A 16,393-nucleotide genomic window follows, 5' to 3' on the forward strand; every position below is an offset into this window, starting at 1 on the left:
AGCTAAAAGGCGGTAATTTATTAGAAATATAATACTAAGTATTTAGTATAAATTTACACTATAGTCAAGCCCACCTAAAAGTGTTATAAACTAATTATCAAACCCAATTGTTATTATAAAGACCATGACTTACTCGCTAGATTTTCGCAAACAAGTACTAAAAAGCTTAGATGATGGTATGACCTTTGCCGAGGCGGCTGAATTCTATAATCTCAGCCCAACCACCATACAAAACTGGAAGAGACGTGTTCATAGCAAAACAACCAGGCAAACCAAACCCTATAAAATACCAGATGACGTGCTACTTAATGATGTTAAAGAGCATCCCGATGATTACCAGTATGAGCGAGCTCGTCGTCTAAACTGTAGTAAAACAGGCATTTATCATGCCCTAAAGCGACTTGGCATCAGTCAAAAAAAAGACCTTAGAACACCCAAAAGCCTGTCCGATCAAAAGAGCGATATACCACAGTAAGCTTGATAACTTTAAACAACAAGGCTATCCCATCGTCTATATGGATGAAAGCGGCTTTGAGCACGAGACCATTCGCTCTCATGGTTATGCACCGATTGGTAAACCCTGTATCGATAGTTACAACTGGCAAGGTAAAAAGCGAACCAACGTTATCGGTGCTCTATATGAAAAGATGCTGTTTGCACTAGATTACTTTAAGCACAACATTAACAGCAGCATATTCTACGACTGGTGCAAACACAAGCTAATCCCAAGTCTTAAAACCAAATGCGTGATTGTGATGGATAATGCCAGATTTCATAAGAATAAACGCATTCAAAAGCTACTGAACAGGCATGGTCATCGTATTCTTTGGCTACCGCCGTACAGCCCTGATCTGAACCCTATCGAGAAAAATGGGCTCAGGTAAAGTTTCTACGCCAAGGCTGGATGGAAAACGACTTATCCAAATTGTTTTATGATCTTTGTCCAAGGCATAACACTTTTATTTTGAACTGACTATATAGCTAAGTAGAAAATAGATATGATTAAGTATTTTAAAATCGTGGCTCAATGATACTGCAACCGTTGTCAGCGTTATGATTTAAGAATGATGATATTCGCAGGGTTAGTTCGTTTCCAGCTTAAACTATAATTTTTGTAAGAGTCCTACTACTAAATATTGGATATTAGTCGAAAAAAAGGTTTAATTTGTAGGAGTAGAGAGGCTATACTTTGAAAGTATGAAAAAGCAGTCAAATGGTATTAAAATCCTGATATTCATGGTTGTTACGTTGTCCAAAACAATATTGATGATATATATTCTGAAGTTTGAGCTATGCTGAAAAAACTGTAGAACCAAACTTGGTAAACTAACGACTCAATGAGTAGTTTATCATGACTAACAAAATCAGAACCTATAGTGCAGCTTTCAAAGCTGAAGCCGTTGAAAAGATAGCAGATAATAATGGCAATGTTTCAGCGACTGCAAAGCAGCTAGGCGTAGCCATGCAGACCTTATCTAACTGGCAAAACAAAGCTAATGAAGGCAAACTTATCGGCAATAAGCAGTATGACCCTGAACTCATGGCTATACTAGAAGAGAACAAACGTCTTAAACGTGATCTCAAAGTTGCTCAGGAGGAGCGAGACATTCTAAAAAAGGCCACGGCGTACTTCGCGAAACACAGTTGATGAAGTACGTCTTTATCAAAGATAACCAGAAGATATTTAGTATTACCCGCATGTGTCACGTATTAAATGTTAAGTCATCAAGCTATTACAACTGGATAAATCGTGGTGTCAGTAATCAGCAGATTCATCGCAATCAGTGTGAGTTGCTAGTTCGCGTGGCTCATGATGAGACTAAGCAGCGCTATGGCTGTGAGCGATTGCATGCTCATCTTGCAGGGCAAGGCCATCATATCAGTCAATACATGGTCAGACGTATTAAAGAAGAATACGGTATTGTTTGCCCTCGCCATAAGCGTTTTAAAATTACCACCAACTCAAACCCAAGCTTAGTTAGGACGACTGGTATCAAATTTTTGATCGAGCAGGTTTGGATAGATAAGCTTGTTATGGTTTGAGTTGGTGGTAATTTTAAAACGCTTATGGCGAGGGCAAACAATACCATATTCTTCTTTAATACGTCTGACCATGTATTGACTGATATGATGGCCTTGCCCTGCAAGATGACCATCAAGAGCAAACGAACCCAGCCAAGCGCTGATTGTTCACTCTGACAGAGGAAGCCAGTACTGTAGTTACGAGTATCATAAGGTCATTAAGAAGCATAGATATAAGGGCTCAATGTCCAGACGTGGTAATTGCTTTGATAATGCTCCGATAGAGAGTTTCTGGGGCATATTAAAGAATGAGTTGGTGTATCCCGAAGACTATAAAACAAGATTCGAAGCCATCAGTGATATCACTAAATATATCGAACTAGACTACAATCAGACTAGGATTTAAAAGGGTTTGGGCTATAAAACGCCAAGACAGATGTGGTTTGACTTTTATCGTCAGGCTGCGTAAATAAAATCTCCCAAGTCGATGTCTACAGATTTGACAGCATAGGTCAACGCAGCAGGCGTCCAAAAAGTGGTCGATGCCCATTCGTAACTGGGCGTCTGCCCTAAATCGCTTTATGATTATGTTCGATGACCGTATCACCAGGCATTTAATCTAAAGGGCTGTTACACAGGATGCGGGATGGTCTAGAACCGTCAGCACTTATTAACTTCAATAAAATATAACTACTTATCCATCAACCTCAAGAACTGTGGATTGGTCACCTGCATTTGCATGTTATTTTTATATTCCTCAATCTTCCCTCTGGCACAAAAACGTCTACCAACGAAACCATCTATCTTACCAAAACGATCTTCAAACCAGCGGTAGTCTTTATTCCACACAAGCACTGTTAGCGATTGATTAGGATATTTTTTATCCAAGTTAAGATAGTGTCTATTAGAGAAATGCTTAGTCTCAGCTAGTGTGCCACAAGCCATTACTGTTTTCCCAACATGAAACGGTGCTTTAAAAGCTTCAATCTTGGGTTCAGCAGCATATGACAATGTAGAACCGAATAAAACAACACTCATAATGACGGTAAGTTTTTTAAACATAGTGACCTCAATAATAATCAGGTTGAACTGATATTTTTAAAAAATAGAATAATGGCGATAGCAATAGCCATAAATACAAATGAGTAGATAATAAGCTGGCTCACTGTGAGATGGTTTTGATTTGCTTTTTCTCTTGCTTCAATTTTTCTCTTTTCATCAGCAAGCTTTGCTTTCTCAGTTGCAAGTCTACGATCTTCAGCATCATTTAGTGCCTTTTTAGTAGCTAACGCTGCATCAGTTTCATCATTTAGTCTTTCTCTCTCTTTCTGCCTCTTTCCTTGTTCACTGTACTCTTGATCATACATTGAAGATAAGGCTGGCAGTATCAGTAAAAAAACGAAAATGAGTATAGCTATAAAAAAAGTCCACATAGCTCTATTGCAACTGATTCATAGAAGACAGTTTAATTTGCGGCGTGCCTTTATAGGAGCTGACAGTACCTTGTACACATATATCTCTACCTTCATACTGATCTAGATTATCAAAGTTACCCATATCAGAATTCCATACTACTACGGTGACATCTTGATTGGGGTATGAGGTACCAAGATTGAGATACTTACCTTTGCTAAAGCCTTTGACCTGAGCAACATAGCCACATACGACGCGGTAATCACCAATATGCTTGTAGGCTTGTGCAGCTGGTACTGTGTTAGAGACCGCAGCTTCGTAGCTTTGGCTGTTCTGCGCCTGATTAGAAGGTGGTTGATAGACATCAACTTTCTCAGGCTCTCTTTTGACGGTAGCAGCAGGTGGTGGTATATCTTGAAATACAGGTTCAGTAGGCGTGTCTTCAAACGATGGTGTGTTAGTGTTGCTATTTTGAGCAGCAATGACTGCCCCGCTTGTATCAACAGCATCAGAGCTCATTGACGCCTGATTATTACCAGTTATGACGTTACTACTATTGCTATTACTTTGCTCATCATCTGGATCGTAAACCAAAGATGACGACTCATCGACTAACGCCATTGGCGCATTATCATTGCTTTTATTAAAGAAGGCATTGGCACCTAGCGCCACAATCACTAATCCAGCAGAACCTGCTATCAGCATCTGATTGGCTGTGACTTTTGTTTTAGCTGGCTTTTTAGGTTTACTTACAATGATTGGTTCGCTTCGAATATGCTGTACTTTAGGAGCGTTGTTTTGATTGATATTGGCTTGTAGCTCTGCAATTGCTGCTTGAATGCTAGCAATTTCGCTACCAGTAATCGTAGAAGAGGATTGGTTGTGGGTGGCTTTCTGCTCGGTAAGTTCATTCTTTAGCTGATTGAGCTCTTGTTGGTACTCATCAACGCGCTGCTGATTTTGCTTTTCAACTATTTTTTGACTCAGCTGATTTTTGCTTTGCAGCTCTAGTGTTTTACGAATCTCAATAACAACTTTATCTGGCTCTTGATTCATCTTATTATTGGTGTACCTAAGCAGTACACCATAGATGGCCATTAAATCATTCTGTCTTTCTAACATATCGTTAAAGTCACGATAGTTATTTACTTTCCAATAGCCATCTAACTCGATGGGTAATTGATAGCCTTTTGATTCGTTTGAGATCATGAAGTCAATGTATCTATTACCGCCATTTGAATCTCGAAAATGGTATTGAGCGGTTACGTCTTCTGGTCGTATCTCAGGTATTTTGGCCAAAATAGTTCTGACAAAGTTTTCTTCATAACCAGCAATATGTTCAATTTGCTTGCGATTCTCTGCTATCCATTCGTCCCAATTCATTACTACGCTCTACCTTGTCACTGACATTTTTTGCTATAACTGAGTTATCGCTGATTGATATATAGATACTACTGATAATTAAGCAGCCAGAGTTTACATGATTTTTCTATAGACTGCTAAACTGTTGTTGATATTATCATAGGATACTTTGTGCCCAAGCCATAATGTTAGGCAAAAGCATTAATTTACGAAATGCTGAAATGTGATGAACCAACTATCAGTTTTTTAACTGAAATATAAAGAGTACTTACTAGAGCTTTAATAGTTGGAAAAATTAGATTCTTGTAGTAAGACATAAGTAGATCAGCCTCCGACATAATTGGAGCAGTTCACTTTGATACTCTAGCAAGGTGTTAACCCTCCCCGACTATTTTGGAAGCAGATGGACTTGGGTCAGTCAGAGATGCTTTACCGACTCAATTTTTCATGATGCCATTTTTTTGAATTTAAAAACTGATAAATAACCAACCTTTCTGTGCAGTCATTTTCTATTAAAATATTAACTTATTTAAAGGTTGCCAGTCCAACATCAGCCCGTATTTTAGGCTATATTGAATAAACCTTATAGATAAACTTGAGCTACTTTAGTAAACCAACCCATTAGCGACTAATAAAGGATGCAATACATACCTCATTAGTGCTGAAGAAGAGTTTCAAATTGCTTATTCGGCTGCTTTATCAGACTGATGAAAGACAAATATTAACCATAATAAGTATCTGAACTTGTAACGTGTCCATTAAAATTAGAATTATGTCTTTAAAAAAACCTTAACTTCTCTAGCCTTATATTTCACATCTACAAAAGACTTAATTATCTATGCTGGAAAAAATATACAAATAAACTTAGAAGATATTAATCAGACAAACCATCAATAATCAGCAAAAAATGCAAAACATAACTCATCAAAGCCGAAGATAATTTCGATTTACCATTTTTCTTAAGCGGACTAATAACCGTTAGTGCATAACCGTTATATGTACCTAGGCTAGTAACCTCACCTTCAAAGCTGGGAAATTTTTTTTCGAACTCTTCTATGCGTCTAAGCTGAGCAGTTTTATTGATAACAGGGCGAGACGTTTTTTTATTCTTCTCGTTGATGTAGGACTCGGATTCAATACAGCTGATATTTACCCGCCAATACTTGCTTGGTAGAATCTGGCACATGGTATCTAAGTATTTATAAAAATCCTTTTTTTGTTTAAAGGTAAAACGAATATCACTTTTTGAGGTATTGGTTTTTTTGTAGAATACGTCAAGCATCTGCTTTATCTCAAGCCTACTCGCTTTGGACTTGTAAAGCGTCTCAAGATTGTCAAAACATTGATACACAAGCGCTTGCTCTTCATGATAATGCAGCGGTGTTGGTGCAATTAATATATGATCGGAGCGTTGTTTACGTCTTTTAGATATGAGCTTATGATTAAGCGTTCCATCGTCATTTTTTACCAAGCTTAATGCGCGCTCATAAATCATCAACGCATCATCGTATATAAAGTTTAAACTGCTGGCTGCACCCAGCGCTTGACCATCCTCAATATCCAATAGAAGCTTTTCTATCATTTCACGGCTATATCTACCAAACACGACTGAATACTGCTTTTTATCAATAACAATAGGACCACTACTTAACAGAGATGTCTTCACCTTATCAGCAAACATTAACTTTTCACAATCAACCTTACGATTCACATATTGTCTAATGTTACTGAGATTGACAGCGTCATCTCTACTCTCTAAGGCATATTTATTGTGCTGCTTTAGGTCCATACGACTAGTACCAATTAACTTATTCACAACATCCAAAGGCAGGGTCAATTTAGCCTGCTGCAATTGATGACTTGCGATAATATCCGCGGTATGAATATATGAGCTAAAAGTCGTGATGAGGTTGGCGTGACCTGCAAACTCCATTAGCGCATCCCAGTAATTTGTCGAAACGCTGCGCACTTTACCTAAAAAATGAGTTTTAATATCATGGATTTTTATCTCATTATAATCTGTGAATTGCATGACAAGCATTGGGTTACACCTGATTATAAGCGCCATATTCGATATCGCATTATGACGAAAGCTATGTAGGATAAGATCGTGATAAGCCGTATTTTCTAATATGCGTTTTAGTGGCTGCTCAATACTATAACGAGACAATGGAGTGGACTGATACGCTAAAGTAAATAAATAGCGAGAAGACTGACCCTCTTTTAGATGAAAGAACCTTTTAAAATCTTCTAGCTCTTCTGGCAAGAGCAATACTGATAAATAAATTCGCCGCGTACCGTCATCTGATTTCAAATCACGATGAGCGTTAGGGCGAACAATGAGGTTGTATTCCATAAAACCTTGATTGTCATATTCGATATCTTTAACCTGCAACCCTAATATTTCACTGATACGCATGCCGGTACGGTATAGCAGTATTGTTACGATGCTAAGCGCTTGTTTATAGTACTCACTCAGCGTCTCTTGCTCATCGATACAACTAAGTATAGCGTGATAAACCTGATTCGGTATGAGATAACTAGACACTATTTGCGGATCTCCGCCGCCTCTGATGTCGATATCAGGCGCTTGGTAATGTTTCTTTAAAGAATGATGTAGTGAGCAAATAACCGTCTTGGTAAACCCTAGTTTATTTGGATTCTTCTCGGCGACAATTTCATTGTATATATAGTGATAATCATGTTTTGACGAGTGTGAAAAATCAGCTGTACGAGTCCCTGCGATAAAGCCATTACCGATCTCAGACAAATACCGCTTTAAGGTATTGATTTTATTACCGCTGGTGAGCAAATCAAGCATCCATCTCACCAGTCGTTCTTGGTTAGGATATAGATTTTGAGTCAATAAGTTTATTAGCTGTGGTTGCGCCTGCTTTTTATCGCCATTGAGTATGGTTCGTATTTCTTTAACTGCATCAGACCTAAAGGGTGCGACTTTGATAGCATCAAGTGAGTCCTCAGTGCTATTGCTAGATTCAATCACCAATTTACTAACGTGTTCATCTGATAGAACCGCACTGGGTGTTTTAATACCCTGAAAATATCTAAGCCATTGCGATGTTGATATTGAGGTTTGTTTTTGCTGACCTGTTAGCACCTGGACCAATTGAACGTCTAAATATACCTCTGGTAGCGTTTGCCAATAGATTGCAATATGCTGTAAATAGTTAGACTTATGGATGGACTTAACCGTGAAGTTCTCTCCAACAAGCTCCCCTAACCTTTTTATTACTTGATGATATTTAGGAAACTCGTTTTGCGCTTGATGCTGGCGTTGTAGTTTGAGCAGCCATAAGCGACTGATATCATCTATGATGATCAGGCGTGTGTGAGACACTTCATCTAAATCATTTTCTATAGTAACAAGCTCATTGCCATAGTCGGATGATAGCAGCCTAATCGGCATGACCAGCATGTCATCAGACATCTGATAAATAGGCTTTTTTTGTTCTAGATAGTCATAAATCTCTTTGAGTATCTTCTCATCATTATAGCCTGCAAAACTAATGAGCGAGAATAAAAACCAGCTGACGCTCTCAAGTAATGAAAAGGTATTTTTCTGCTGCCATCTATCAAACGCTTGTGCGACGACACTCTGGGCTTTGGATAAATATAAAAACGTATCAAAATCATTGATGTTTTTTGGGCGCTGTGGACGTACAGCAATGATGGGCTTTGGTAATAACGGCAGGTGTCTTTTTTTACGCGCTTCATTAATGTTATCGAAAAAACGCTTGCGCTCGAATAGTGCAAACGGGATAAGATGCGCTGAAACGCTCTTTTCGATGTCATCATAAAGTGCTTCATATAAACCGTTTATCTGCTCGTCTGTGATTACCTCTGGCGACTGATGCTCTTTAATAAAAGCATTCCAAGCGTGTTGGCACATCTCTTTTGTATGCTGTAATGCCTGCTTACGCTTATCCTGTGCTTTTCCTGAGCGCCTCAAATGACCATGTAAAGTCTCTAACTGTGTCATAAAGTCACCTGCTGTAATTCCAGTTCTTCTGCCAGCTGCTGATAAGGTTTTTTAGCGGCTACTATATGCCCTATCGCCAGTGCTGAATTTTTTCTCCACGCTTCTTGCCCCATCATTTCATGACCAAAAATCGCCAAAATGACTGCTTCAGCTACTCCCTGCTCATGTAAAAACCTTTGTCCCACATGACGTGTCCAATCTGGTTTAAAGCGAAAATTACTATCTAATTCTTTGATAATAATAGCCGGCCTAAGCGCATGAAACTCGCCTTTTTTATCTAAAAAATTTAGTAGCGGTCGCTGGTAATCAAAGATTTTATTCACTGCAGTGCTAATATTAAAATCTAAGCGTCCATAGCGCTGAGCAAAGCTTTTCAAGTAACTTAAAAAATTCTGGATAGCCTCATAAAGAAATGAACAAATAGGCACTAAGCGCTGACTGTTAGCGGTCGCCCGCTCCTCCTTATCAGAAATCCAAATGATGCCTGCCTCAAGGTTGATCTGGTTGAGATAACCTGGTGCGCCTTCTACCGCTCTTATTGAAGTTAGTAAAAAAGAGATATGCCATAACCATAAATTATAAAAATTGAATTTCTCTCTATAGTCATGAGCAGTTACTACTTTTTGCTGTAAGTAGCTCATGAATAGACTTACTATCGGATAGTCAGGGCTGTTTTGGCTACCTATAGCATCATCACTGAGCACTACCTCGGACAAATAATCGACAATGCTGGATTTGTTTTTATGACAGCGAGCGGTGAGGATCTTAATTGCATCGTGGTAGATTTCTTTTATCGCCTTAATCTCATGAGAGCTATACCAAGTATCTGCTCTCTTTCTACTATTGCGTGAGGTGATGATAGTGGCCAACTGCGTGCTGCTGACCTCGTAGATAAGGATGGTGTATAGTGATTTTTCAATCCTGCCCAAGCTAATTAACGGTAGCTGTAGCGTTGCTCGTAGATCAACAATGACTTCGTTGATTAACACTGAATCCGGGTATCCTTTATAGGTTAAAAACACTCCCAATGGCTCAGGTAATGGTAGTTTGAACTGCGTCAATCGGTTAGCAATAACTGACTCTATCCCTTCTGTTCTAATACGTAGCGGCGTAATATCTAAGTTAATAATAAATTCATACTTTGCTTTACGAGCACCAATATCAGTAATTTTTTTATAATTATTATTGATATCTTCAGCCAATCTTGCAACTGAATGACCGGTGTATAAAGAAAGCAATAAATAGACGATCGCTCGTTTCTTGTCCCTATCGCCTTCACCGTCACTATAATCATCAAACCATTGCCACAGCTTAGAGGCTATATTTTGAATAGCAATGAGCGATAACTGACGAATATTGTTGCCTACAAACCGCTCATTTTTATTAGCATGAGAATATTTTGCCTGTGTTCTTCGATAAATCTGAGCGTATGAGAACTTTTCAGTATCTTTTAACTTTGTTTGCTCGAGATGAAAGAAATCTGGTACGGGATTATCTAACCGCTCACGATAAATATCGTTATCATTTTTTGCTTGCTCAAAACTTGTGACTGATATCAACTCATCAGTATCATCATCCACGTCTGTGTGCCTGACATATTGAATACTTGGCTCATCAATTTTGCCCTTTTTGGTGTGTTTTCTACTGGAAGAAGTGCGCGTTATGCTATCTCTATCATTAAACGCAAAATCAATAGTTCGATACATCTTGATAAATGATCTGAGATTAGGATCATTCTTACTTTCAAGTTCTACTCGATAACGTTCAAACCTCTCATAGGTAGTCTGTAAGCTATCAGCTTGTAGCGTCGAGTAACAGTACCGCCAAATACTGTGATTATTACTTACCGGATTCATCCATTTTCTAGCTTCAGCGGTAGTCTCACTAATACGTCTAGGTAGTTCATTTTGAGAAAAATAGAGGAGCAGATGGCATAGCTTTGCAACCCACAGCCATTCTTTACTTGGATTGCTGATATCAAGGTTTGGTAGATGATAGGTACTGGCGATAAATGCTCGAGTTAGATTTTCGGGCTTAGTCAGCTTACCTCTATAGGAATCATATATTTTTTTTAGATATGATGAAGTTAAGGGTTTTGGCTGTTCCGCCTCTACGCTAATGTCCATAAAATCATTTGGGACTAAACTGGCTACGGTTATAAAGAAATAACGAATATCTGCAGTATAGATATCTTCAGTATCTGGTATCAGCGTTTGCACGTTATTTTTTATTGACATAGAGAACCTTATCAATTAGTTCAGAGAAAGATGGTATCTTAGTGGGCTGCTGATTGGGGTATAGACTTAACTGGTAGTCATAGTGATAACGCTTGAATTCTGTAATATCTAAAATGTGCTGTATGGTCAGAGGTTTATTAAATAGTGCTTGTTGTACCCGAGCAGGCATACTACTTTTTATAGCCGTAAAAAATTTTGGGTTAATAGGAACTAAATTAGTAAACTCCTTCATAAGGCAAACCCAAGCGCGCCTCTCAATCTCAGATCTAGAAATATCAACTCTTCTAATAGAGATTTCAGCACCGTCCATCAGCAATCCCATCTCTTTAAAACCCTCAAAAAAACAATACTGACCATCGATTTCAACAACTTCAAATAATAGTGGTTCACTCAAAGAAAACTTATTAGCCTCATCATCGATCCATTCGCAAAATATCTGATACGGTTTTATAGCACATTCATGCACTATCAAATTATCCTTTACGTTAATACTTTTGACATTTTTTCTTATTGCCTTCTTAGTGCGCTTCGACATAATCAATGACCTTTATTTCAGAGGTATGTACCACAAAAACTAATTACCTTTGATTGGGTAGGCATGCTAAAATACATTTTGGTTGGTATCATATTACCACAATATACTGGTGTCCATAAATATATCTATTCTATTATTGTACCTATTATTCATAAATATTTACACGCATAAAAAAACCTGAAACCCTTTATAATAAAAGGGTTCAGGTTTATAATCATTAATGCAATTTTGGTCGGCGTCCTTGCCAAGGTTGGGGTTTCCCGCTCCAAATATGGCTTATAAAAGCACTAAAATCCCCACTCCTTAAATAAGAAGTGGGGATTTTTTTTGTTTAATTTTCTAGAATTATAGTCATACTTAGGGCGTGTCCTCAATTCAATCGATAGTTATCTAAATGGGTTAAAAATGGCCAAACGGCGTCAAATAGCTGACTAATATCTCGATATTATCCTTGTTTGACTGCAATTTATCTCATTTTTATCGCCATTTTTAAAATGAGGACATGCCCTAGTATTTGTAAGTTTATATCACATCTACATAATTAAGAGTAATAAGCGTTCTGTTGAAATATATAACGCTAAAATCAACCAGACTAAGGTGCTTGATTTTTTAGGCATGAAAAAGCCAAGACAAGCTTGGCTATTCTCATATATCATAAAGTCACTTGATTAGCATATCATAAGTTTATCTTGATAATTTTTACTACATAAATTACCGCTCTAACGATCAAACCCAACCCGCTTCCAAAAGCTGCTCAGTATTACTTATTTTGAACTCATGATATAGATTAAAAAATACTGCGGGGTCTTCAATGTTATCGAGCAACTCGCGTTTATTGAGCGCCACAAACATCGCCAGTGCATAAGCCGCACAATGGATAGACTTTTTAGGATTAAACTCACGATCCGTAAAGGCTTGATATTGCATAACTTCTTCATGCAAATGCGGATTTTGCTTTAGGGCATTCACATAGAGCCAATCATAAAATGTGGTCAATGGCTCTACGCTCCACTCCATGCCAAAATAATTATAACCAATCAGTTCACCCGAGGTCATTAAGCGCTCGTCCTTTCTGGCTTGTCTTGGCGGCGCACTTAACAAGTCAGTATAGGGGCCACCATCCTCAAAAATCATACTGCTTTGAAAGGCATTTTCGACACTGTACTGCTGCCCATCTTGTTCATTTGTTAGCTTCAAGCTCAATGGACTCAGCGGAAAACTCAATTTATTGCCAGACTTGCTCGATAGCTCAAGGACATGACTAAAGCCATACTTTTTGCGAATGACTTGATGCATATCATTGATGGATTTTTTCTTTTGGCGACTGGCAAACCCCACATGCCGCTCAAACCTAACCATGTCTGTTTTTACCAGATTGTCACTGTTGGTTCTCGGCATAAATACGGGTCTGTGTTCTACAGCATCTTGTCTTTGATCCACAGAATTCTGTGTTTGTTGCATAGCAATGCGCCTTATATCAATAGTCTTTTATAACTGGTATAAATGTTCTTATATAACTGCTCTCATAAAAACTGACATTAAAACGTATTGTTTTGACATCAATTTTACGGATAGCTGCCTACTCAGCAGCATCTAATAACTTGTTAAGCGCCTCTACCATGGCATCATCTATGATACTGTCTTCCACATAGCTTATTATCTCGTCTATCGTGGTCAAATCCATTTCCCGAATACCCAAACTGGCTAGCTGCTCATTGATCGAGTCTAAACTGTCATTATCTTCAGTATCGTCTAATAGATTTTCTTCAAATCTTCCTCTAACGAACCAATACATTTTTTCTAGCACGGTTTCTTTTTTGGTTAAAGTAGAATAGCCATCACCATAAATAAACAAGTTGAAATGATAAGGTATCTCTACCTCATTAATGAAAAAAGTACGCTTACATTCTAGTGTATAGGCTTGTATGTCTTTGTCTTCAACGGATAGGTCTTCAGTGGCTTGGTCATCTTTATTGTTTTCATCACTGTCTTCATCATATTCAATCGCTTCCTCTATCAATCCACCTAGTATTTGATAGTCGCCTACTTTAACCTTATGATTGTAAATGATAGAGGCGTCTGCGATTGCGTCAAAAATAATGGCACTCACATCTAACGTATGATCGTCAATATCATAGAAACTTTTTAGCGCGGGTAAAAACTCGGTCAGCTTTTCTTCAGGTACTGGAATAAGAAACTGCTGCTCATATATTTTAATCATGTCTTCAGGCGCATAGGTATTGGCAGTATTGGTCTCGTTTCTACCAGTTGGTTGCAAAGGTGCAAAATTATACGGATTAGTATCGGTCATTTGGGACGGCCTTTTTATTTGGGTATGCTGTGTTAAATGTTAATGCTACCAATTGATGAGTGATGTATCACATCCTACTCACACTGCGGCAGATCATACTCGATGCTATCAACCATCTCATGACTCTGTTCAATGATAAGTTGATAACCGTTAATCATGCCATTATACGGCAAGTGACCGTTATATTCTGCATAATGCGCAGCCAGACATTGTTGAATCACCAACTTACGCTTTGCCGCATTCATTTTGGCAATATTTTGCGGTAAATACGCAACAGCTTTACTGCTAGCCACGCCGCGCGACATCCAGTTAGCGCCCTCACTCCATGTAAAGTCGATGACCGCTCGCAAGTGATATTGCGGTAGCGGATAAGGATAATGCGCCAAGTCATATTGGATTTGCGCAATATCCTCTGCAAAGGTGTCGTACCTTATTTCGAGCACTGGCAATAGTGTTTTTAAGAATTCATGAGCAGTAAAGTAACTATCAATATCTGTCGCATTAAGTCCTAGTATGTCGCTAGACAATACATGACGCAGACGACCACAGGCGGATATGATGTGTTTTGGCGGATAACCCATGGCTTGGACAATATCTTGCGAACGTCGTTCACATTTCTCTATTTGGCTAACCGCCTCTTTTGCCAAAGGATGCCGCGGCATATAACGATGAGTATATTTAGAAGGCGTGAGATTTTGGCTATTGATATGAGACATCAGTGACTCCTGAACTCCGACAATAAGAATAAGCCCAAATAGGCTCATCGAATCAGGCATGAATAGCCTTGTCGGACTACAGGCTCATGCGCTTTACCAGAGTGGTTTTATATCGTGCTGGAAGTTGCAATGTTTGCTAAGTGATGATTGAAAAACTTGGCAAACCGTTAAACCCACGATAGTTTTTTAGTTCTTTATAATAGTAATTAATAAGGCCTTACTGCAAGGCTGATGGTATTTAATCTTCACCATGATATGTCGCGTCATCCATCCAGATAATGGGGTCTTCGCACAGATGAACCAAGTGATACCAAATATCTTCGCTACGGGCGATACGGTGATGACCACACTCAAAGTAATCTACTTCCCAGCTCTCAGGCAAGTTCACCAGCGTTCGTCTAGCGACGGCCACATCTAAGCATTCATCATCAACCTCAACCATGACTCTTACCATCTCAGTATTCGAGGTCGGAAATGACAGTTTCATATTAGCCACGTCTGGTATGCGATCGGCTAAAACCTCACTGGGATAAATGCAAGGCGCTATTAATAGCGCACGTAAATTGTATTTGTGGGCAAAATAATTGGCAAACCAGCCACCCAGTGAATGCCCTGCCAAGACGACTCGCGGATACTGCTTCATTTTTTCTAAAATTAACGCCTCATAAATATCGAAAATCTCGTTGAAATTCTCTCGATAATTAACGGTTTGGCAGGTTTTGGGCTCACGGCTAATACAAGTATATTTAGTGGTTTCATTACTCGAATCAAGACCGTGAAAGAACAGTAAAAACGTGTCATTATTTTCAATAGGAAACATCATAGTGCTCTCCTTTTAAGGATTTTTTTATTTATTAGCATTACTTTTATGCTTCAACCATAGATCATAAATGCGCTCAGCGACATCCATAGGAATCCTCGTATATCCAGCACCAAATGACACGTCATAGACAGCTGTCATCATCGCGAGAACCTCATCGGCGCTATCAGCATCACCTTGAATCAGTATTTTAGCGATTTGCTCTGCCTCACTGCTGTACTCATCCCAAGTATCATTGTAATAACATCCCACAATACCAAAGTCATAGCGATAGATCATATCTGTGATAGACCTCATCAAGCTTGCACTCGCGTGGTCATAATGTTTCGCCCATTGCTGGTATAACTGCTGACGTATGGGCAATACACAAGGTAAAATAGGACGATCTTTAGGATCATTTCGTTTTTCTGCACTCACAACAGATAAGGGTTTGGCGCCACCTTCCCATAGCAAGGGACAAGACGAAAACATGCCTTTTTCGCACACATTCAAACGCCATATTCCCCACATCTCCTTGCTAGCACGACTCATGGTATAGACAATAATCTGATTGAGATAATCACTATCATAGATGATATGTTGACGATCAATTCTCACGCCTTGCTTGGGCAATACATCAGTATAAGTGAGGGATATGTCACGTTCACTTGGTTCGGCAGCAACCACCACCTCAGGACAATCTAAATCTCTCTTCATCAGCTCATAGGGAGCAACAAAGCTCAATGTCTCATCGCAATTATTCACAAAGTAGATATCATCTTCATAGTTATTGATAGACTCGTTATGCAGATAAAACAACGGTATCTTTGGTTTAGTTTGTACCTTATCTTGAATGGATTTAGGCAGTTTTGATCCACTTGACCAATTTAAATTATCGATACGTTTTTGCTCAAAAGTGTTAGTTGTGTTCGTCATAGTATGGTCCTTATTTTTTAATTTATTTTGAATATCAGTAGCTTGTAGTATTTTTAATTTTT

13 protein-coding genes and 1 pseudogene are annotated in these 16,393 nt (G+C 38.7%); 3 read left to right on the plus strand and 11 right to left on the minus strand.

Features of this window, described 5'->3' with window-relative positions:
* Positions 1-124: 124 nt before the first annotated feature.
* The 3 genes and pseudogenes from JMV76_RS07605 to JMV76_RS07615 all read left to right on the plus strand — a co-directional run bounded on the left by JMV76_RS07605 (position 125) and on the right by JMV76_RS07615 (position 2,491).
* The gene (locus JMV76_RS07605) at positions 125-475 is read left to right on the plus strand and encodes an IS630 transposase-related protein (RefSeq protein WP_201502216.1); all 351 of its coding nucleotides are present in this window, start codon (positions 125-127) and stop codon (positions 473-475) included.
* Positions 402-884 (plus strand): IS630 family transposase, encoded by a 483-nt coding sequence (locus tag JMV76_RS07610; protein ID WP_201502217.1) that lies wholly within the window; start codon positions 402-404, stop codon positions 882-884. Before JMV76_RS07605 ends, JMV76_RS07610 begins: the two co-directional genes overlap by 74 nt.
* Before the next feature lie 467 nt (positions 885-1,351).
* Positions 1,352-2,491 (plus strand): annotated as a pseudogene (locus tag JMV76_RS07615) (IS3 family transposase).
* A 221-nt stretch (positions 2,492-2,712) separates the two neighbouring features.
* On the opposite strand, the gene JMV76_RS07620 reads toward JMV76_RS07615, so the two are convergent.
* From JMV76_RS07620 to JMV76_RS07670, 11 genes are all read right to left on the minus strand, one after another.
* Entirely contained in the window at positions 2,713-3,084 is a 372-nt protein-coding gene (locus JMV76_RS07620) for a hypothetical protein (RefSeq protein WP_201502218.1), read from the minus strand.
* 17 nt (positions 3,085-3,101) lie between these two features.
* Positions 3,102-3,455 (minus strand): hypothetical protein, encoded by a 354-nt coding sequence (locus JMV76_RS07625; protein WP_201502219.1) that lies wholly within the window; start codon positions 3,453-3,455, stop codon positions 3,102-3,104.
* A 4-nt stretch (positions 3,456-3,459) separates the two neighbouring features.
* Complete coding sequence (locus tag JMV76_RS07630) at positions 3,460-4,818, minus strand: hypothetical protein (protein WP_201502220.1); 1,359 nt, start codon at positions 4,816-4,818, stop codon at positions 3,460-3,462.
* A gap of 853 nt (positions 4,819-5,671) precedes the next feature.
* Positions 5,672-8,797, minus strand: coding sequence for a site-specific integrase (locus tag JMV76_RS07635; RefSeq protein WP_201502221.1), 3,126 nt, complete (start codon positions 8,795-8,797; stop codon positions 5,672-5,674).
* Entirely contained in the window at positions 8,794-11,034 is a 2,241-nt protein-coding gene (locus JMV76_RS07640) for a hypothetical protein (protein ID WP_201502222.1), read from the minus strand. The genes JMV76_RS07635 and JMV76_RS07640 overlap by 4 nt, the downstream gene beginning before the upstream one ends.
* Positions 11,018-11,569: a hypothetical protein gene (locus JMV76_RS07645; RefSeq protein WP_201502223.1), complete on the minus strand. Its 552-nt coding sequence runs from the start codon at positions 11,567-11,569 to the stop codon at positions 11,018-11,020. Before JMV76_RS07645 ends, JMV76_RS07640 begins: the two co-directional genes overlap by 17 nt.
* Positions 11,570-12,295: 726 nt before the next feature.
* On the minus strand, positions 12,296-13,009 hold the full coding sequence (locus JMV76_RS07650) for a DarT1-associated NADAR antitoxin family protein (RefSeq protein ID WP_045445699.1): 714 nt from the start codon (positions 13,007-13,009) through the stop codon (positions 12,296-12,298).
* 139 nt (positions 13,010-13,148) lie between these two features.
* Entirely contained in the window at positions 13,149-13,880 is a 732-nt protein-coding gene (locus JMV76_RS07655; protein ID WP_201502224.1) for a hypothetical protein, read from the minus strand.
* A gap of 74 nt (positions 13,881-13,954) precedes the next feature.
* The gene (locus JMV76_RS07660) at positions 13,955-14,596 is read right to left on the minus strand and encodes a hypothetical protein (protein WP_201502225.1); all 642 of its coding nucleotides are present in this window, start codon (positions 14,594-14,596) and stop codon (positions 13,955-13,957) included.
* Between the two features lie 238 nt (positions 14,597-14,834).
* On the minus strand, positions 14,835-15,419 hold the full coding sequence (locus JMV76_RS07665; protein WP_201502226.1) for an alpha/beta hydrolase: 585 nt from the start codon (positions 15,417-15,419) through the stop codon (positions 14,835-14,837).
* Positions 15,420-15,443: 24 nt separating this feature from the next.
* Positions 15,444-16,331 (minus strand): hypothetical protein, encoded by an 888-nt coding sequence (locus tag JMV76_RS07670; protein ID WP_201502227.1) that lies wholly within the window; start codon positions 16,329-16,331, stop codon positions 15,444-15,446.
* Between the last annotated feature and the right edge of the window lie 62 nt (positions 16,332-16,393).

The organism is Psychrobacter cibarius, from assembly GCF_904845955.1.
GTDB lineage: Bacteria > Pseudomonadota > Gammaproteobacteria > Pseudomonadales > Moraxellaceae > Psychrobacter > Psychrobacter cibarius_B.